The organism is Microcystis sp. M083S1 (assembly GCF_020246405.1).
Lineage (GTDB): Bacteria > Cyanobacteriota > Cyanobacteriia > Cyanobacteriales > Microcystaceae > Microcystis > Microcystis aeruginosa_C.
The window spans coordinates 1-18322 of sequence record NZ_JADBTB010000118.1 but is presented as its reverse complement, the minus strand read 5'-3'; the positions used below and the strand labels follow the sequence as shown (position 1 = coordinate 18322).

Annotated in this window: 14 protein-coding genes and 1 tRNA gene; 5 read left to right on the top strand and 10 right to left on the bottom strand. The window is 45.2% G+C overall.

The genetic code is table 11. The features are described from left to right. The first annotated feature begins 139 nt into the window (after positions 1-139). Positions 140-1003 (top strand): helix-turn-helix domain-containing protein, encoded by an 864-nt coding sequence (locus IM450_RS12350; protein WP_287665527.1) that lies wholly within the window; start codon positions 140-142, stop codon positions 1001-1003. A gap of 370 nt (positions 1004-1373) precedes the next feature. Here the strand turns inward: IM450_RS12350 and IM450_RS12345 are convergent, their stop codons facing one another. The 7 genes from IM450_RS12345 to IM450_RS12315 form a co-directional block, all read right to left on the bottom strand. After that, the gene (locus IM450_RS12345; RefSeq protein ID WP_002798477.1) at positions 1374-1886 is read right to left on the bottom strand and encodes a hypothetical protein; all 513 of its coding nucleotides are present in this window, start codon (positions 1884-1886) and stop codon (positions 1374-1376) included. Between the two features lie 88 nt (positions 1887-1974). Continuing rightward, a complete protein-coding gene (locus IM450_RS12340) occupies positions 1975-3192 on the bottom strand; it encodes an ATP phosphoribosyltransferase regulatory subunit (RefSeq protein WP_004268133.1) in 1218 nt (405 codons plus the stop codon). A 37-nt stretch (positions 3193-3229) separates the two neighbouring features. After that, positions 3230-4171 (bottom strand): J domain-containing protein, encoded by a 942-nt coding sequence (locus IM450_RS12335; protein WP_004268130.1) that lies wholly within the window; start codon positions 4169-4171, stop codon positions 3230-3232. A 43-nt stretch (positions 4172-4214) separates the two neighbouring features. Continuing rightward, a complete protein-coding gene (locus tag IM450_RS12330; protein ID WP_004268128.1) occupies positions 4215-5045 on the bottom strand; it encodes an inositol monophosphatase family protein in 831 nt (276 codons plus the stop codon). A gap of 14 nt (positions 5046-5059) precedes the next feature. Continuing rightward, positions 5060-5428 (bottom strand): 2Fe-2S iron-sulfur cluster-binding protein, encoded by a 369-nt coding sequence (locus IM450_RS12325; protein ID WP_004268126.1) that lies wholly within the window; start codon positions 5426-5428, stop codon positions 5060-5062. Positions 5429-5592: 164 nt separating this feature from the next. Beyond that, positions 5593-7842: a hypothetical protein gene (locus IM450_RS12320; RefSeq protein ID WP_287665521.1), complete on the bottom strand. Its 2250-nt coding sequence runs from the start codon at positions 7840-7842 to the stop codon at positions 5593-5595. Further along, positions 7839-8780 carry a homogentisate phytyltransferase gene (locus tag IM450_RS12315; protein ID WP_287665519.1) on the bottom strand — a complete coding sequence of 314 codons (942 nt, stop codon included), beginning with the start codon at positions 8778-8780 and terminating at the stop codon, positions 7839-7841. The genes IM450_RS12320 and IM450_RS12315 overlap by 4 nt, the downstream gene beginning before the upstream one ends. 246 nt (positions 8781-9026) lie before the next feature. Here IM450_RS12315 and IM450_RS12310 point away from each other — a divergent pair. Next, a tRNA-Ser gene (locus tag IM450_RS12310) sits at positions 9027-9113 on the top strand. Between the two features lie 145 nt (positions 9114-9258). Here IM450_RS12310 and IM450_RS12305 read toward each other — a convergent pair. Beyond that, entirely contained in the window at positions 9259-9921 is a 663-nt protein-coding gene (locus IM450_RS12305) for a class I SAM-dependent methyltransferase (protein WP_004268120.1), read from the bottom strand. A gap of 106 nt (positions 9922-10027) precedes the next feature. Here IM450_RS12305 and IM450_RS12300 point away from each other — a divergent pair, with 106 nt between their 5' ends. Further along, positions 10028-13141, top strand: coding sequence for a hybrid sensor histidine kinase/response regulator (locus IM450_RS12300; RefSeq protein WP_287665580.1), 3114 nt, complete (start codon positions 10028-10030; stop codon positions 13139-13141). Positions 13142-13481: 340 nt separating this feature from the next. On the opposite strand, the gene IM450_RS12295 is transcribed toward IM450_RS12300, so the two are convergent. Then, positions 13482-14231, bottom strand: a complete 750-nt coding sequence (locus IM450_RS12295; RefSeq protein ID WP_287665516.1) for a class I SAM-dependent methyltransferase — start codon at positions 14229-14231, stop codon at positions 13482-13484. A gap of 80 nt (positions 14232-14311) precedes the next feature. Beyond that, the gene (locus IM450_RS12290) at positions 14312-14800 is read right to left on the bottom strand and encodes a hypothetical protein (protein WP_193958978.1); all 489 of its coding nucleotides are present in this window, start codon (positions 14798-14800) and stop codon (positions 14312-14314) included. Between the two features lie 191 nt (positions 14801-14991). Between IM450_RS12290 and uvrB the strand changes: the two genes are divergently transcribed. Both uvrB and IM450_RS12280 read left to right on the top strand, forming a co-directional pair. Next, on the top strand, positions 14992-16995 hold the full coding sequence (uvrB, locus tag IM450_RS12285) for an excinuclease ABC subunit UvrB (protein ID WP_287665578.1): 2004 nt from the start codon (positions 14992-14994) through the stop codon (positions 16993-16995). Between the two features lie 4 nt (positions 16996-16999). Next, on the top strand, positions 17000-18031 hold the full coding sequence (locus tag IM450_RS12280) for a flagellar assembly protein H (RefSeq protein WP_287665512.1): 1032 nt from the start codon (positions 17000-17002) through the stop codon (positions 18029-18031). Positions 18032-18322: the final 291 nt, after the last annotated feature.

Below are 18322 nucleotides of genomic sequence, written 5' to 3'. Positions count from 1 at the left end.
CCCCCCTTGATAAGGGGGGTGCCGATCCCCCCTTGATCCCCCCTTGATAAGGGGGGTGCCGATCCCCCCTTGATCCCCCCTTGATAAGGGGGGTGCCGATAGGCGGGGGGATCTGATAATTTTTAACGCCTACCTACTTATGACTGGAATTATGAGTCAACTCAGTCCCCTACAAGCCGAACAAATCAAGGAAATCGGGACTTATTTACGTCAAAAACGAGAAGAAAGCTGTCTGAGCATGGACGATATCGCCGCCCTGACGATGATTAGATTACCAATGCTAGAAGCGTTGGAAACGGGGAATTGGGAGAAATTACCAGAATTAATTTATGTCAAGGGATTTATCAAACGCTACGGTGATGCCCTAAAAATTGATGGTAAAGCTTTAGCCGATCGCTTGTCTCCTAGTGCAGAACAATTAGCCCAAGAGGTAACTATCCCGAAAACACTGCCCACAAAAGTTACCCCTATCCCCAAGGCTGAACCCGCTGCCCCAAAAGTGGAACGGGTGAAACCAGAAAAACCAGCCCCAGAAACTGGCCCCCAACCAGCTAAATCAACCTTTTTCGGGATGTATCTCTGGCTAGGCTTGCTGGCGGGTATATTTTGTGGTATTGGCTATCTTTTCCTCCGTCCCCCTCTCTCTAACCCCCCTGCTGTTACTCCCTCTCCTTCCCCCGTGGGTTCCCCCGCACCGGTAGTCCCTCCCGCACCAGTAGTCTCTCCTTCCCCTTCTCCTCAGCCAAAAGTTCCCCTCTCGGCCGAGGTAACTATTGAACAGGCCGCTTGGGTAAGGGTAATTGCCGATGGCAAAAAAGTCCATGAAGGCACTCTCCAACCCGGTCCCAAACAAACTTGGACAGCCCAAAAGAGTTTAAATATTCGATCGGGCAATGCTGGCGCTGTTAAAATCTCTCTTAACGAAAACCCCGCCCAATTAATGGGTAAAGCTGGTCAAATCGGCGAAATCACCCTAACTGCACCCCCTCTCAGTGATCAGTAAACAGTAATCATACTAAATCCTGTTTAAAAAGTATAGGATAGTGGGGTGTGGGGTGTGGGGTGTGGGGTGTGGGGAGAAACAATTCATAACTTGAGAGTTAATCACACTATTAAAAAGGGATTTGGTATCAGTAATCAGTGAACTAAAAACTCACATCTGAAAACAAGGGCCGAATCTAAGACCTAATTGGTTAAGCTAAAAGCTTTGATGTGCTTAGTTTCTAACCTTCTTTTTAGGTAGGAGAATTGTCAGATTCTGTCTTTTGCCTCTTGCCTGTTGCCCCTTGCCTTCAGAAGCTGAAAACTGAAAACTGAAAACTGAAAACTGATAACTGATAACTGATAACTGATCACTGATCACTGATAACTGATTAGGCTGCATCATCCCAGATGGGGGTAAGGGTTTGATAATCGTAGCGGGAAGCGTTGGGATGACAGCTGACACAGGTGGTATGACCGAGAGGAGTGGGTAAATTGACCCTAGGATGCAAAACCTTTACATAGCTGGACTGTTCAATTAAGAGGGGAACGAAAGTAGTCTGGGTAAGAGGGCGGGAAGAATAACTGAGATAATCCCAGATAAGACGCTGAGTAATGCCAACAATTGGTTTTAAACGGATACCATAGTGAGAATTAGGATTTTCTAGGATTTTTTTCCAAGTTTGACTGGGTAGGATGCTGGGAGGAATGGCAATATGGCAAGTGGCACAATTTTCTAGATAGGTTTGCTGTCCAATTTGATAACGATTTAGCAATGTATCCGAGGACGGCGATTGGGCGATCGCTGGTTGTTGAAGTAGCGAAGCCAGTAGAATACCCCCTAGAATACTGAGGAGAAAGAGGATCAGAAAAAAAATCGATTTCACTTGACCGCTGGAAGGCATGACTGGGATGAGGAGTAATTGAACACAATTATAGATTCCTATAGCAGCGGGCAGAAGGCAGCAGGATTTTCGCTGTTTTTGCCCCTTTTTAGAGAGATTCTTCGCTCACGGAACCATCTTCTTGCACCCAGGCGAGATTTTTAATCATTCGATCGCGGGCATAGGTACGAATTTGTGCCTCGCTGCGACCACCTAAATCGATCGCCACTCTCAGATTCGGATCACTGGTGCGAAGGGAGCGAGCCTTACTAAAAGTCGCTATCTGGGCGTTATTACCCAAAGGGATAAGCAACCAGTCGAGGGGGGGAGCTTGAGTGGGTAAAGTCTGCCCTGATAATAAACTTTCGTGCAGTTCTTCGATATTCAGGGAAAAACCGATACCCGGAGCCGATTGGCCTTGGGGATGAAAAACGCCCAATAATTGATCATAGCGTCCGCCCTGGCCTAAAATACTGAGATTTTGCCGGTGATCACTAACCGCTTTAAAAACGATGCCGGTGTAGTAATCAAAGGTTTGAATCAGACTTAAATCGAGAATTAGGGGAAAAGGCCCAGAGCGATCAGCATTAAGCAGCTCTACTAGGGATTTAAGGTTATTAACGGCTTTTTGGGCCGATTCTTCCTGGGCTAATAGGGCCACTTGTGCGAGGACATCCTCGGGATTACCGCGCAGGTGAAATAATTGTCGGGCTTGCTGCCGGAGGGTTTCGTTGGGATAGGGAAGATTTTCGAGGCTAACGTAGTCGAGGAGGGCTAAACAGCGTTTCACCTGTTCGCGTAAGGGACCCGGAAAAGGAGAAAGTAGCGAACGAGTCAAACCCGCTTCTCCTAAAATAATCTGCCAGTTAGGGACGGCCAAACTATCGAAACAGTCAGCCAGGAGCAGTAAAATCTCGGCATCAGCTAGTAAACCGCCAGAAAAGAGCAGTTCTACCCCCGCTTGATAGAATTCCACTTGACGACCGTGATAACTGGCGCTAGGGCGACGAAAAACGTTAGCCCGATAACAGAGACGTTGGGGATAGGACTCCCCACTCATGCGGGTGACGGCACTACGCGCAATGGAAGCGGTTAATTCAGGGCGTAATCCCGATAGTCCTTGACTATCCCCGTGCAGTTGGATCACGGTGCTGGGATCGATCGTACCGCCTGCGGTGAGGGTATCGAGCCATTCAATGGTGGAGGTGACGATCCTTTGATAGCCCCAACGCTGAAAGACAGACTGAAGGCGATCATTAATCCAGCCTTTTTGGGTAACTTCTAGGGGTAATAAATCCCTTGTCCCCGCCGGGGGTTGATGAATCATGGGAGTTTGCTAATCAAAATCGGTGGCACTGGTAGTCCTATTTATTCTTTTTACCACCAAATCGAGACCAAAAACCGCCCTTGCGCTCTCCTTCCTCTTTTTGTCCTTTCTGGTCTTGCACTTCAATCTTAGAATTAACTACTTTATCTAGTTCCCGTTTGCACCTAATCACCGTCGCATCTTGGGGGCTGGCTTTCCAAGCCCGATTGATATGAACCCGGGCCATGGACAGTTGATTTTGTCGCAGGTAGGCTAAACCGATCAGGGCGTGACAGATGCCATTATCCGGTTCTTGCCGCAGGGCATCGCGCAATTCTCGCAAAGCTTGGGCGGGGTTATTTTCGTCAAGAGAGGCTTGGGCGCGGCGAATATAGGCTTCTAGGGGCGATTCGTTGCTTTTAGTCTGGACTGCCGTGGTGAAAGCTGGTCTAACTAACTCGGACTGGTTAGTATTGCCCTGGGAGATAAAGACTTTTGGGGTGGTTTTCCTGTTGCCCTGACCTTCGGTTAAGATCAGATAAACCAGATTGAGTTCACTGAGTTGGCCGATTTTCTGATAGGTATTTTCCAGGGCAGTATATTGATCGATCGCCAAAGATTGCAGGATTTTTTGATAGGCTAATTCATAGTTAGCGCTAGATTGGGCTAGTTTTCTAGCTGGTTCGCTACTGATGGTGATTTTGCTCAAATCTCTCCCCATTGCCTTGCCCATTTGTGCTAAAACCAGCCGAAATTCTTCGCGAGATAGGTCGCGGCCCAGATGTTCGTAGGCGGGGTTAACTAATTTTGAAAGTAACTGATGAGCCTGTTCCTTTTCATCGGGGGTGTGAGTGCGACAGGTATCAGGATGGAGTTTATAGGCAATTTTTAAGTAACGCTCGCGAATCTCCTCCTGTTCGGCATCGATCGAGACTCCTAAAATAGCGAAGTGATCCATTAAATCATATTGAAATAATCCTTGGGAAATTGGAAAAGTCATAGAAAGTATCCTGCTCTAATTAAAATAATAATCGCAGTAAATATTAAAAGGATTCAAACTGAAACCTCCAAGAGGCCGCTTTTTGCAGAGCTTGGCTTAAGGGGGTGTGAATCTGTCCGTTAGTAGCCAGGATTCGCCCCGTTTCTATCAGAAAAGGACTCTCATCGTAGGCGCTAATTTTACCGCCAGCTTCTTCGATCAGAATAACTCCTGCGGCCATATCCCAGGGATTAATCCCTCGTTCCCAATAACCATCTAAGCGCCCACAGGCCACATCGGTTAAGTCTTTGGCAGCGGAACCGCTGCGGCGTACCCCTTGGGTCAGATGGGTCAGATAACAGAATTCGGCATAATTATTATCGGGGGTTTGACAGCGATCGTAGGCAAAGCCCGTCACCAGTAAACTTTTTTCTAGTTCACTCGTCCGGGAGACATGGATGGGACGACGGTTCAGGGTAGCCCCCAAACCCTTGGCTGCCCGAAATAGTTCCTTTCTAAAGGGGTTATAGATGACTCCCACTGCTGCTTTCCCTGCGATCAGTAGTCCGATGGAGACGACGGATACGGGATAACCGTGAGCATAGTTGGTGGTTCCATCGAGGGGATCGATCGCCCAGAGATACTCGCTGTCCCTCCCTGGCAGTTTTCCCGATTCTTCCGCTAAAATCCCATGTTCGGGAAAGTGACGGCTAATAATTTTGAGAATTTCTGTTTCTGCTCGACGATCTATTTCCGTCACTAAATCGCCCGATCGCCCTTTCTCTTCTATTTTCTCGATTTTACCCCAATTATCGAGGATAATTGTTCCTGCCGCTAGGGCGGCTTCACTGGCAATGTCTAGGTATTTTTCTAATTGGCTGCTGGTATCTGGCACGATTAATCCCGAATCTATTCTTCATCTAAGGGTAAACCAAAACGCACTTTCCCACGGGCAAAAAAGCGACCGAATTGCAGTTCATAGACTTCATCTTCGTCTTGGGTGGCTACTTCCATATCGCCACGGGCATAACTGACACAAAGTAAAGCATATCCTCTGGCTTTTAATTCCGGCGATAGTCCGATCGCCTCTGGTTGGTAGATATCTCCTGATAATACCCTGACCGCGCAGCTAGTACAAGCTCCATTGCGACAGGAAAAGGGTAATTGATAGCCCTGTTTTTCCAGACTGTGCAGTATATAGTTATCCCCCGGAACGGTGGTGACAAATTTTTCGCCGGTCTGACGATTGTGAACGGTGATTTGATAATATTTAGTCATAGTTTAGTTAGCCAGAAATTATAGATGCAATTCTAGATAGTTCTGAATTTAGTGGCTATTTTGATCAGCTATCTTGATTATATCATCAATAATTGCTCAAATAGTCATCATCTTTACAATTATCCTTGACAAATGTTAACTTTTCTTGGGTCACTTGCCAATTTTTATGGCTCTTGAAACTTCATCTCTTTTAATCTAACTGCACCGTCGATAATTGATATTTCCTGGGAGCCAATTTGCACGATCGCATCTAGTCTCTTGCCGATAATTTTAACTGCCGGGGGACGACTTTTCTGCACGGTCATCACCAGAAAAAACTCCTCGCTACCCGTGGCTAAAATGCGTTCACCTGTATTAGTTTTCTCGACTTTTAAAGTCACGGGAGTGATAAAAGTTCCCTGCATATTTGCACCATTTTGAGTGATAGTAAAACTATTTTTTCCGAGAGTGACATTTCCCTGGGTATTCATCACCCAAGTTTTATTAATAAATTCTGGTTCATCGACTTTACCTAATAATTTATCCATCAAGACGAATAATCCGGGAGAACCAGAGGATAGACTGTAATCGACGGCGAAAGAACGAACTAGAGCCACTCCTGCTGGTGGATTAGCCCCTCTAACCATGATTTTATCAGTTTTTAACGTAATTACTCCCGAACCATCGGGACTGGATTGAAAAGTCATCGGTTTTGCTTGGATCCAAGGCGTGGTTTTCGGGAAAATAACCGTATTTTCCGAGTTCCAGTCGCCTTCTGACCCCTCAAAACTTGCCCATTGTCCTCCTAATCCCCAAATTCTCACACTAGCGACATCGGGAAAAGACCATCCTCCCACAAAAGGTTGCTGTTTAAGATAGATACTAGCGACAAAATCCTCTTCATTTTGCCAGCGATTACGAAAAGTATAAAATCCCTTTTGTTGATCAACTAAAACCCTGGAAAGTTGGCGATCAGGATTTTCTGGAGTAAGATTAGATGGATAACCAGCGAGAAGAAAAGGGGCAATATGGGGATAATGGGGGTGAAAAAGTTGTTTTTCTTGACCTTGTAATCGCCATTTTATTGCTGGTAGCCATGATTTATCGGTAATTCCCAATCCGATAGTTAATAAAGATACCCCTACGAACATCTGATGTCTGCCATAAGCAGGAATCAATAATTGACCATTTTTAGGGACAATTCTGGTTAAATAATGGGGGATTAATTGGGCTGCTGGGGAACCGGTTACTAAGTCTAATCCGAGACTATTTCGATACCCTTGCAAAAAAGGAAAAACAGCGAGAACCATGGGTTCGGTGCTGTATAAATCTCCTTCCGTGCCAAATCCTCGATCGCCGATAGCTGTGATAAAATAGCGTTCGATGTGACGTTTGGCCATTTCCACCTGTGCAGAGGGAGAATAGAGAGAATCGGGCGGTAAATCTTCTTTGAGAATCGCTAAACTGGCTAATCCTGCCGCACCTCTGGCCCGCGCATTCCAGTTACTAACTGTGTCTCCATTCCAGCCATTTTTGGGTGAATCACCTTTGAGAAGTTTTTTACTTTCACTGAATAACCAGCCAGTAATTTCCCGTTGGCGCTTTTCTCCCCAAAAATCATAACAAAGATCGTAGGCGAGAGCGACTCCGGCGACAATTGGAGATTGTTCTAAGACTCTCCTGCCTCGATTTTTACGGGTTTTTTCGAGAATTTCCCAGGCGGTTTCTGCTGATTTTCTATCTTGATTTAAAATTGCTAAAAAACAATGACCTGTGGCATGATAACCCCCATTAGGAACATAACCATCGTAATAAATTTTTTGCTGTAAACTGTTGTTTAATTGAGCGATAATAGTTTGACCGATGGGAGTTTTCGCTTTTTCTCTGAGATTAGTTAATTCTGACTTGCGAAAGATTAAACGGGGATGTTCTCGCGGTTGCAGGGGTTGGTGATTAGGGACAGGATTAGGCCATAAAGGGGAAATTGTGCCATTAACTTTGTTTTGTAGTCTTCTTCCCCCTAAAGTGCCTTGATAACTGCCGATGAGTTGGTCTTGGTGGGGGACAATTTCGATATTATAGATAGCTTCCCTGACTTCCGCTTGCCAAGGGTGAGTTTGAATGTTCATTTTCACCTGTAATCGCCAAGCATTGTCTAATTTAATCGTTTTTACCGTACCTTGGTGATCCACTTCTTTATTGAATTTCGGTGCGTATCCCCACACCGAAGGCTGACAAACAGATCGATCGCAGCTTAGATCTAGGGTAATATCTTGATAAACGGGTTGATCTTGCCACAGTTTCCAAACACCATGTTTCAGGTTTAAATGAAGGTTGCCGGTTAATAATTGCGGCTCGATGGTTTCCTGACTAGGTGCGCTTGTACCACCTAGCAAAAGTAAGGGAATCGCCGCTAAAAAAGGAGATATTTTCATATTAAACAAGCAAGGGGAAATATAAGGTATTCCAGGAAGAATAATTTCCAAATAAATTGGTAAAATCGGCTGATTTCGCTTTTATCTTCTAAATTTACTCCGCGACTACGCCACCAAAGAAGAAGAAGTAGGAGCAGATGGGCGACAATGGCCAGAGGAGAATTAATTCCCCTTATCCCCAAGAGACCGACGGCAATCATACCAGCATAACACAGAGAAATTGTCAATAAGGAAATTGTTAAGATTTTTTCTGGCCCGAGAAGGAGGGTAAAAGTGGTAATTTGGTAAATGCGATCGCCGTCTAGGTCTGGAACATCCTTGAAAATAGCGATCGCAACGGTGAAAACAAGAACAAAAGCTGTTAAAACCCAGATCGAGGGATAGATAGACTGATTTTGATTAATAACTGTGTTGTAGTGGCTAAAAAGACCTAAATTGACGATGACACCCCGGACGGTAAAAATACAGAAGGCGGACCAGAGGGGAAAGCGTTTTAAACGCACTGGTGGCAAGGAATAAGCAGTGCCGATAAGTAAACTAATCCCCACGGTGATTAAAAGCCAAAAACCACCGATAAAAGCCATTATAATTGCTAAAATACCGGTAAAACCCACGATCAACCGTCCTGTTAACGGAGAAAATTCGCCCTTGGCTAGGGGAAGCTGGGGTTTATTGATTTTATCGATGTCGATGTCTTCCAACTGATTTAAACCGACGATATAGACATTACCCGCAAGACAAGCGACCCAAGTGAGCAATAAAACTGGCCAATGGCTAAAAAAATCGTTAATATTGCCTAAAGCAATTAAATACAGACTTAAAACACTGAAAGAAGTGCCGATAATCGTATGGGGACGGGAAAATTTCCAGAGACTCCCTAACCGGTCGAGAAAGTTAGGCTGGGGATGGTTAACTGGAAGAAAAGGAGCTTGATTCATCAGACCTCTTGTAAAAATCAAAAATTGTCGTGGTTGGTGAGGAGTCGGTCGTCAGTAGTCGGTAGTCAGGAGAATTGGGAATGAATAATAATCAATTAAATGGTCTATTTACCGATTTTATGCCGCTTAATCCTTATTTTTGACGTTTTTAAACCCTCAACAATCAATTATGCAAGAGGTCGATCAAAAAAAATCAATCCTAGGGCAAGTAATCTGTTAAAATGATAATCCAGACTCAAACCCTGTGGAGAGGTGGCAGAGTGGTTGAATGCGGCAGACTCGAAATCTGCTTTAGGGTCACACCTAACGTGGGTTCAAATCCCACCCTCTCCGTGGAACTGATAACTTAGTGCTGTCGTTAACGGTCTTAAGAGATATAGCGTTACTGTGGGTGGTTTCCGACTGGTGACTAGATTTAGACAACAAAAATCGACCCTGATTGTTAAGAGTAAAAGCTTTTCTAATCTCCTTAACTTCTTTACTTTTTCATGGCCAGGGTCAAACCATCACCAATAGGAATAATACTGATATTTACCCGTTCATCCTGCTGAATTTTGGCATTAAGTGAACGGATAATTTTGGTGCGATTATCGGTGCTATCGGCCGCCGCCACTCGTCCCGACCAAAAAACATTATCGATAGCGATAATTCCGCCCCTTCTGACCAATTGTAACGCCCGTTCGTAGTAGGGATCATAATTACTTTTATCGGCATCGATAAAGACAAAATCAAAACTATTACTTTCTCCCCCGGCGATTAATTGATCTAAAGTCTCCAGGGCCGGGGCAATTCTTAAATCGATTTTATCGGCGACACCGGCCCGCTGCCAATAACGGCGGGCTATACTGGTGTATTCTTCGCTTAGATCACAGGCGATCAGCTTGCCTTCCGGGGGTAAAGCTAAGGCCACCACTAGCGCACTATAACCAGTAAAAACCCCTATTTCTAGGGTTTTTCGCGCCCCGATCGCCTGTACTAAAAAAGCCATGAACTGACCTTGTTCGGGGGCAATCTGCATGACTGCTAGGGGTTGAGAGGCAGTTTCTTGACGTAACTGAGCTAAAATCGGGGGTTCTCGCAGACAGATAGATTGATAATAGGAATAAAATTGTCGATCGAGTCCAAGAGTTTGATTAGCCATAAAAAAATTCCTAGTGAATGGATTTATCAGGTAAAATTCTGGGTAATCTGAAGCTAGAGAGAGCGCATTGGTTGACCAAAAAGGAAGACTTGGCAGGAAGCAAATCATGATGAAACCGGACTCGGAGCATTTCTTTAACGAAGAGCTCGAACAGTTGTTAGAGAGTTTAGAAGACAAAGACACCGACGGTGACGAGACCCTAGACGAACTCAGCTTTTTATTTGAGCAGATTTCCCCTCCTGCGGCGAGGTATGGGGCTTCTCTTGACCAAACCCTGTCTTTCTTGCCCTTAGAACAGGAATTAGAGGAACTTTTTGGCGATAGCATCAATTGGGAAGAAGCCGCCACTAATGATCTTTATTCTACCCGTGGGACTGCTGCCAAGTCAGAAGCCGAAGATTGGGATGATCTGGAATCGCTGCTGCTAGAAAATGCAGCGGTTCGGGACTCAGAAGCAATTATAACCATCAGCAACCCGAATTTTTACGACAGCCTCGAAGACTTAGAAGCTTTTCTGGAAAAACCCACTCCACCGGCGCAATCGCCACTGCCAGACATCTTGGAATCCCTAGAGGTCTTCCTCTGGGAATCCACAGCAGCGGCTCCGGTGGCCGCGACAGAACCTCTCCAACGGTTAGAATCACTGGAAATTGCCCCAGAAAGCTCCCCAGAGGATGAATTCAAAGATTTAGAAAAACTCCTCGAAGAAACCAATCAGGTGATGGCAGCAAATCCGGCGGCCAGTTTCAGTCCACCGGTCGGGTTAAATAACCTGCGTCCCCTTGTCGGTAAAGCTTTTGAACAGACGACGCGGGTGCCGATCAAACAATTGGACAACCTCAGCAATCTGATCGGGGAACTGGTGGTTAAACGCAATCGTCTGGAAGAGGAACAGGATCGGCTGCGTCTCTTTTTAGACAATTTGCTAACCTGCGTCCAACATCTGAGCGATGTGGGCAGTCGGATGCAGTATCTCTATGAAAGAACCCTCCTAGAAGGGGCTTTACTGTCTAGTGGCAATTCTGGCGGTGCCATCGGTTACGGTAGAGTTAAGGGAGAAAATCAGGGCAATTCGGCTATGACCGGGCAACTAGATGCCCTAGAGATCGACCGTTTTACCGATTTCCACTTATTATCCCAAGAGATGATCGAATTGATCGTGCGAGTGCGAGAATCGGCCTCTGATATTCAATTTGTCGTCGATGAAACCGATCAGGTGACGCGCAGTCTGCGACAGGCTACCACCCAACTACAGGAAGGGATGACCAAATCGCGCATGGTTCCCTTTAGTCAAACTGCCGATCATCTACCCCGGGCAATTCACGATATTTCCCTGAAACTGCACAAACAAGCCAAATTAAAAGTGGAAGGGGGGGGTGTTCTCATCGATCAGATGATCCTTGAACATCTCAATAGTCCCATGATCCATCTGGTCAACAATGCGATCACCCACGGCATTGAATCACCCCAAGAACGCATGGCCAAAGGCAAACCCGCCCTCGGTAAGATCTCTGTCCGGGCATTCCTACAGGGAAATCAAACCGTGATCACCGTTAGTGATGATGGGGCTGGTATTGATACTAATCGGGTTAAACTTAAGGCGATCGAGAAAGGTCTGATCAGCGAGAGGGAAGCTCAAAACCTCAGTCCCCAAGAAGTCTATGAAATTCTTTTTCATCCCGGTTTTACTACCAAAGATCAGGCCGATGATTTTTCTGGTCGTGGGGTGGGTTTAGATGTGGTGCGGACCAGTTTAATCGATGTGCGCGGGACTGTTACTATTGACTCGGTACTGGGCAAAGGAAGCACTTTTACGATCCGTTTACCGCTAACCCTGAGTATCTGTAAGGCCCTCTGTTGTGTTAGTAATCATGCGCGCATCGGTTTCTCCATGGACGGAGTGGAAGATATGAAGGATTTTCGGGCCAGCGATATCCAAATAGATGGAGAGGGACGGCCCTGCGTTTTCTGGCAAAATACTTTACTACCTTTCCAACCCCTGAGCGAGTTGCTTTCCTACAATCGACAACTTAGTCGCGGTAGTTTTTACACTGGCAAGCCGGAGGAAGACTCTTTTTCGATCGTGATCCTGCGCGGTGGTAATCATCTCCTCGCGGTACAGGTGGATAAAGTGATTGGTGAACTGGAAATCGTCATCAAACAGATCGAAGGACCGATTCCGAAAACGGCTGGGATTGCTGGGGCGACGGTTTTAGGGGATGGTACGGTGATGCCCGTCGGCGATGTGTTAGAGTTAATCGACATCGCCAGGGGTCGTCTGCGTATCGATAACGGTGGTCTTTGGCGCCAATCTGCCTCCCCTGTAGAGGTGGAAACTAGCCAAAAATCCGAGGCTATGGTTCTGATTGTCGATGATTCGATTACGGTTCGGGAATTGCTCTCTTTAAGCTTTATTAAAGCTGGTTATCGTGTGGAACAGGCCCGGGATGGTCAAGAAGCTTGGGAAAAATTACGCGGCGGTTTGCCCTGTGATATCGTTTTCTGCGATATCGAGATGCCCCGCATGAATGGCCTGGAATTACTGTCTAATTTGCAAAAAGACCCCCGATTAGCGGCGATTCCCGTGGCTTTGTTGACTTCCCGCGGATCTGAACGTCATCGTCAGGTGGCGGCGAAATTAGGGGCTAGTGGTTATTTTACCAAGCCCTACACGGAAAGAGATTTACTCTGGGCAGCTGAAAGAATGATTGCAGGAGAAGTATTACTAGCTAATAGTATTAAAGCGACTCCTAATCAGCTTTCATCCTCCGATACAACGATTATTGATAGTAATCCCGCTCATTTGTTGGCACAATCGAGTCCTCTCGTCTTGATTGTTGATGATTCGTTAATAGTGCGGGAAATGTTAATGATTTCTTTGGTTAAAGCTGGTTATCGCATTGAACAGGCCCAGGACGGTTTAGAAGCATGGGAAAAATTACAGGCCGGATTAGCTTGTGATCTGATTCTCTGCGATATCCAAATGCCTCGCCTGAATGGGTTAGAATTGCTCTCTCGTCTGCAAGAGGATGAACAACTTCAGGGGATACCAGTGGCGATGATTACCTCGCGCGGGACGAAAAAAATGCAGCATCTCGTCGCTGCTAAAGGAGCAAAAGGTTATTTTGTCAAGCCCTGGATTGAGGATGTTTTACTGTCAGCAGCCCAACGTTTAATCGCTGGTGAGGTATTAATCCAGAAAGAAAGTCCCGCGGATTAGCTGAGGTTAAGTAGCTGGTTATAATTAAATTAAAAATGGATTTTAGGTTCGATCCCCCCTGCCCCCCTTGATAAGGGGGGTGCCGATCCCCCCTTAGTCCCCCCTTAATAAGGGGGTTGCCGATCCCCCCTTAGTCCCCCCTTAATAAGGGGGTTGCCGATCCCCCCTTAGTCCCCCCTTAATAAGGGGGTTGCCGATCCCCCCTTAGTCCCCCCTTAATAAGGGGGGTGCCGATCCCCCCTTAGTCCCCCCTTAATAAGGGGGTTGCCGATCCCCCCTTAGTCCCCCCTTAATAAGGGGGGCATCTGATAGTTTTTAATGCCTACCTACTTAGGGCTTGCTAATTTGAACTTGTTTTCTGGAAAATCATTAAATGTTGTTGGGGCAAAGTCTCGATAATTTCTGCTGGCACTAAACCGACAGCGGCCATTTCTTTTTCTACCTGTCTGCGGGTCATTTTATGAAGGGCCTTGATGGCAATCAGAGGGTTTTCACGACGGTATTCTACTAATACCACCCTACCATCGGGTTTTAAGGATTTGACCAGATTCTCCATCATCTCGCGGGGACAGGAAAACTCGTGATAAGCATCCACCATTAAAGCTAAATCGATAGCATTTATAGGCAATTTGGGATCGGTTTCTGTGGCGAGAATTGTGGTGACATTCTTAACTTGATTTTCCTCGGCTAAAAAATCAATTGCCCCTAACATTTCCGGTTGCACATCGACGGCAAAAACTTGTTCTACTAAATTCGCCAGAGGAAAACTAAAATAACCTGTCCCCGCTCCGATATCTGCCACTAGATCTGTGGGTTTTAGATGTAGTGCGGTGATCAGATCATCGGGTTTTTCTGTGAAACGGCGACTAGGACGTTCTAACCATAACATTTCTTGGTGTCCCATGACTTTAGCGATTTCCCGTCCTAGATAAAATTTACCGATACCATCGCGACTATGAAGCGATCGAATCTGATAATATTCCTCTGGTGCTAAAACTGAAGCATCGTAGGTAAGATTTAATAATCCGAAACCACAAAAAACTACTATTAGAAACGAGACAATTAAGAAAAATTTTTGCTTAAACAGCATCGGGATTAAAAACGGTGGGCTAGAAAAAATAAATTCCCCGTCCGGGACAGGGAAAACATCTATCTTGATCAACAAAACAATTAATCCAAAAATCCCATTAAAGTTTCGGGATCATCGATTTCATTGGAAGCAACGGGACGATTACCCATGACTGTATAAGTTTCGCTAATGTGCAGATGACTGAGAGCGATCGGACGATTGCCAGAGATCGCCAGAGTGCTGCTAACTTCCATACCACTAGAGCCGACAGGACGCAATCCACCGACGGAAGAATAGGTACTAACCACTTTCAGATGGCTAACTTCCACGGGACGGCCCCCTGGTAACATTTCATCTTCCGTGAAGTGAAGATGGCTAGTACCAACAGGACGATTTTCGGGTAAGCGATGTTCAGGTTGATAGAATTTTAAGGCTTTGGAAGCCGATTCAGCGTTGTTTTTCACCGAAAGGGCGACCACTTCTTTATCCTTGGCGGTTTTAGCTGTACTAGCTTTACCGCGTGTGCTGGTCTTTTCTTCTGTGGTTGCTGGGGTTTGAGTCCCGTTCGTTTCTAGATTTTCCACCGTCATAACCTGATACTCCTTTCCGTTAATAGCTTCGGGGAAACGATAAGATTTAAGTTTAGGGTATTCTCGAAGACTTTTAATCTTTTTTTAAAATCCTCTCTAATATTAAGATACATCTTTCTTTCCCAAAACCCTATAAGTGTTGGTAATTTGATTGATAATTTATTTTGCCTGTTCTCTACACCCAGCCGCTAATGACCGCTTTTCAACTACAAGCACCCTTTCAACCCACTGGGGATCAACCGGCAGCGATCGATAAATTAGTAGATTCCCTGCAAAACCGGCAGCGTTTCCAAACCCTCTTGGGGGCAACCGGCACCGGCAAAACCTTCACCATTGCCGCTGTGATCGAGAAAATCGGCAGGCCTACCCTCGTCCTGGCCCATAATAAGACCCTGGCGGCCCAATTATGCAACGAATTGCGGCAATTTTTCCCCAATAACGCCGTGGAATACTTTATCAGCTATTACGACTACTATCAACCAGAGGCTTACATTCCCGTCAGCGATACCTACATCGAAAAGAGTTCTTCGATTAATGATGAGATCGATATGCTGCGCCATTCGGCCACGCGATCGCTGTTTGAACGCAGGGATGTGATCGTCGTCGCTTCCATTAGTTGTATTTATGGTTTGGGAATGCCGGCGGAATACCTGAAAGCGGCGATTTCCCTGACAGTTGGTCAAGAGTTCGACCAAAGGCAATTATTACGGGCCTTGGTGTCAGTGCAGTACAATCGCAATGATTTAGAGTTAACTCGCGGTCGTTTTCGTCTGAAGGGCGATATTTTGGAAATTGTTCCCGCTTACGAGGATCGGGTTATTAAAATTGATTTTTTTGGCGATGAGATTGAAAGTATTCGTTATCTGGATCCCTTGACGGGGGAAGTTTTGCAAAAATTAGAGCGAATTAGTATTTATCCGGCCCGTCACTTTGTTACCCCGGAGGAGCGTTTAGAGGTAGCCTGTCGGGATATTAAAACCGAGTTAGATAACCGTTTATTGGAGTTAGAAAAAGCGGGCAAATTACTGGAAGCGCAACGTTTGGATCAGCGGACTCGTTATGATTTAGAAATGTTGCAGGAAGTGGGTTATTGTAATGGCGTGGAAAATTATTCGCGGCATTTAGCGGGTAGATTAGCGGGGGAACCGCCGGAATGTTTGGTGGATTATTTTCCACAAGATTGGTTATTAGTTGTGGATGAATCTCATGTTAGTGTGCCGCAAATTCGCGGGATGTATAATGGCGATCAATCACGAAAAAAAGTTTTGATCGATCACGGGTTTCGTTTACCCAGTGCGGCGGATAATCGTCCTTTGAAGTCGGAAGAATTCTGGCAGAAAGTTAATCAATGTATTTTTGTTTCGGCTACTCCGGGAGATTGGGAATTAGAACAGTCAGAAAATCGCATTGTTGAACAAATTATCCGACCGACGGGAGTTTTAGACCCGGAGATTTTTGTGCGACCAACCGAGGGACAAGTAGATGATTTATTAGGGGAAATTAAGGAGCGAGTGCAGTTAAATGAACGGGTTTTGATTACCACTTTAACTAAACGCATGGCGGAAGATTTAACCGAATACTTACAAGAAAGGGGAATTAAAGTTAGATATCTACATTCAGAAATTCAATCAATTCAACGGATTGAAATTATTCAAGACCTGCGAGAAGGGGTCTTTGACGTGCTGATCGGGGTGAATTTGCTTCGCGAGGGGTTAGACCTGCCGGAAGTGTCTTTAGTGGCGATTTTAGACGCAGATAAGGAAGGATTTTTAAGGGCTACCCGCTCTTTAATTCAAACTATCGGCCGGGCTGCTCGTCATATTCGCGGTCAGGCAATTCTTTACGGAGATAATCTCACTGATAGTATGATTAATGCGATCGAAGAAACCAAGAGACGGCGAGCTATTCAAGAGAAATATAACCAAAAACATGGGATTATTCCGCAATCGATTGTTAAAAGGTCGAGTAATTCAATTTTGGCTTTTCTGGATATTTCCCGTCGCCTAAATTCTCAACAATTAGAGCAGGTTTGTGAGAATATAGAAGAGCTTTCTTTAGAACAAATTCCCGAGTTAATTCAACAACTAGAAGCGCAAATGAAAGAAGCGGCTAAAAATCTAGAATTCGAGTCAGCAGCTAAATATCGTGATCGGATTAAGCAATTACGAGATAAGTTATTAAATCATCTTAGATAAACCTATGACTAGATTTATTCATGACCAGTTTGCTAAAGATTATCTCGAAGAATTATTATCTTCTCTGGGAGAGGTAAAATCGGCACGGGTTGTACGCGGAGAAGTACGAGAAATCGATGTCTGGTTTTCACCGAATATTCTCGATAATAATCCTAGAGAGCTGCTGGGATTACTGGGAAAAATGGCGATTAATCCCTGTTTATTTGAACCCTTTCGCAATCCTGTCACCGCTACAGAAATTAGGACTTGTCTGTTAAAATTGTTGCAAGTGGAAGGGGAAATTAATCGTCAAGCAAATCGTCAGAAAACGAATGTTAACGATGGGGAAATCCCCCGTCTCTGGATTTTGACTCCCACCGCTTCCGCGCAACTGTTAGGAGGATTCGGAGCTAAATTAGATGGGGAGAATTGGGGGGAGGGTATCTATTTTTTAGCTCCCTCTTTACGCACGGCAATCACCGTTATCCATCAATTACCCCCAACAGAAGCAACTCTCTGGTTAAGAATTTTAGGCCGGGGAAAAGTACAAGCAAGGGCGATCGATGAGCTAGAATCGTTACCAGAGGATCATCCTTTTCGGGTAAATGCTCTAGAATTATTATTAAACTTGAGAACCTCTTTAACTAACGATCAAGAGCTTGAACAGGAGGACAGAGAGTTAATTATGAGATTATCACCTTTATACACTTCCCGTCTTCAGGAAGAACTGGATGCTGGCCGTCAACAGGGTCTTCAACAGGGTCTTCAACAGGGTCTTCAACAGGGTCTTCAACAGGGTCTTCAACAGGGTCTTCAACAGGGTCTTCAACAAGGTCTTCAACAAGGTCTTCAACAGGGTCTTCAACAGGGTCTTCAACAGGGTCTTCAACAGGGAGAACGTCTGGTGATAGAAAATTTATTGAAAGCTCGTTTTGGTAGTTTAGACCCAGATTTATCCGTAATTATTGATCGCATTTTATTATTACCGGTGGAGGAGTTTACCCCTTTAATAATTAATTCATCTCGCACAGAATTAATTGCCCACTTTTCTAATTAAAAGAATAACTCAATCCTTTGATGATAGTGGATTTGAAAATTGGCTGATTAACCAGAGCAGGCAATTTTCTGGGCGAATTTGGGGATATTGAGGATTGTTCTGGAACCAGCATCAGCTTTCTTGCTAATTTGTGGCCAATTAGCGACAATTTAAGTAGGTAGGCTTTAAAAATTATCAGACACCCCCCTTATCAAGGGTAGGGTTGATTCATGAATCAACCCTACCTTATCAAGGGAGGCAGGGGGGATCGAACCTAAAATCCATTTTTAATTTAATTATAACCAGCTACTT

What these genes read in the sequence shown, in the direction of transcription:
- IM450_RS12300 (WP_287665580.1), top strand. Translation starts at nt 10,028, where the DNA reads ATGATGAAACCGGACTCGGAGCATTTCTTTAACGAAGAGCTCGAACAG.
- IM450_RS12320 (WP_287665521.1), bottom strand. Translation starts at nt 7,842, where the DNA reads ATGAAAATATCTCCTTTTTTAGCGGCGATTCCCTTACTTTTGCTAGGT.
- IM450_RS12350 (WP_287665527.1), top strand. Translation starts at nt 140, where the DNA reads ATGACTGGAATTATGAGTCAACTCAGTCCCCTACAAGCCGAACAAATC.
- IM450_RS12305 (WP_004268120.1), bottom strand. Translation starts at nt 9,921, where the DNA reads ATGGCTAATCAAACTCTTGGACTCGATCGACAATTTTATTCCTATTAT.
- IM450_RS12315 (WP_287665519.1), bottom strand. Translation starts at nt 8,780, where the DNA reads ATGAATCAAGCTCCTTTTCTTCCAGTTAACCATCCCCAGCCTAACTTT.
- IM450_RS12335 (WP_004268130.1), bottom strand. Translation starts at nt 4,171, where the DNA reads ATGACTTTTCCAATTTCCCAAGGATTATTTCAATATGATTTAATGGAT.
- IM450_RS12325 (WP_004268126.1), bottom strand. Translation starts at nt 5,428, where the DNA reads ATGACTAAATATTATCAAATCACCGTTCACAATCGTCAGACCGGCGAA.
- IM450_RS12295 (WP_287665516.1), bottom strand. Translation starts at nt 14,231, where the DNA reads ATGCTGTTTAAGCAAAAATTTTTCTTAATTGTCTCGTTTCTAATAGTA.
- uvrB (WP_287665578.1), top strand. Translation starts at nt 14,992, where the DNA reads ATGACCGCTTTTCAACTACAAGCACCCTTTCAACCCACTGGGGATCAA.
- IM450_RS12340 (WP_004268133.1), bottom strand. Translation starts at nt 3,192, where the DNA reads ATGATTCATCAACCCCCGGCGGGGACAAGGGATTTATTACCCCTAGAA.
- IM450_RS12280 (WP_287665512.1), top strand. Translation starts at nt 17,000, where the DNA reads ATGACTAGATTTATTCATGACCAGTTTGCTAAAGATTATCTCGAAGAA.
- IM450_RS12345 (WP_002798477.1), bottom strand. Translation starts at nt 1,886, where the DNA reads ATGCCTTCCAGCGGTCAAGTGAAATCGATTTTTTTTCTGATCCTCTTT.
- IM450_RS12290 (WP_193958978.1), bottom strand. Translation starts at nt 14,800, where the DNA reads ATGACGGTGGAAAATCTAGAAACGAACGGGACTCAAACCCCAGCAACC.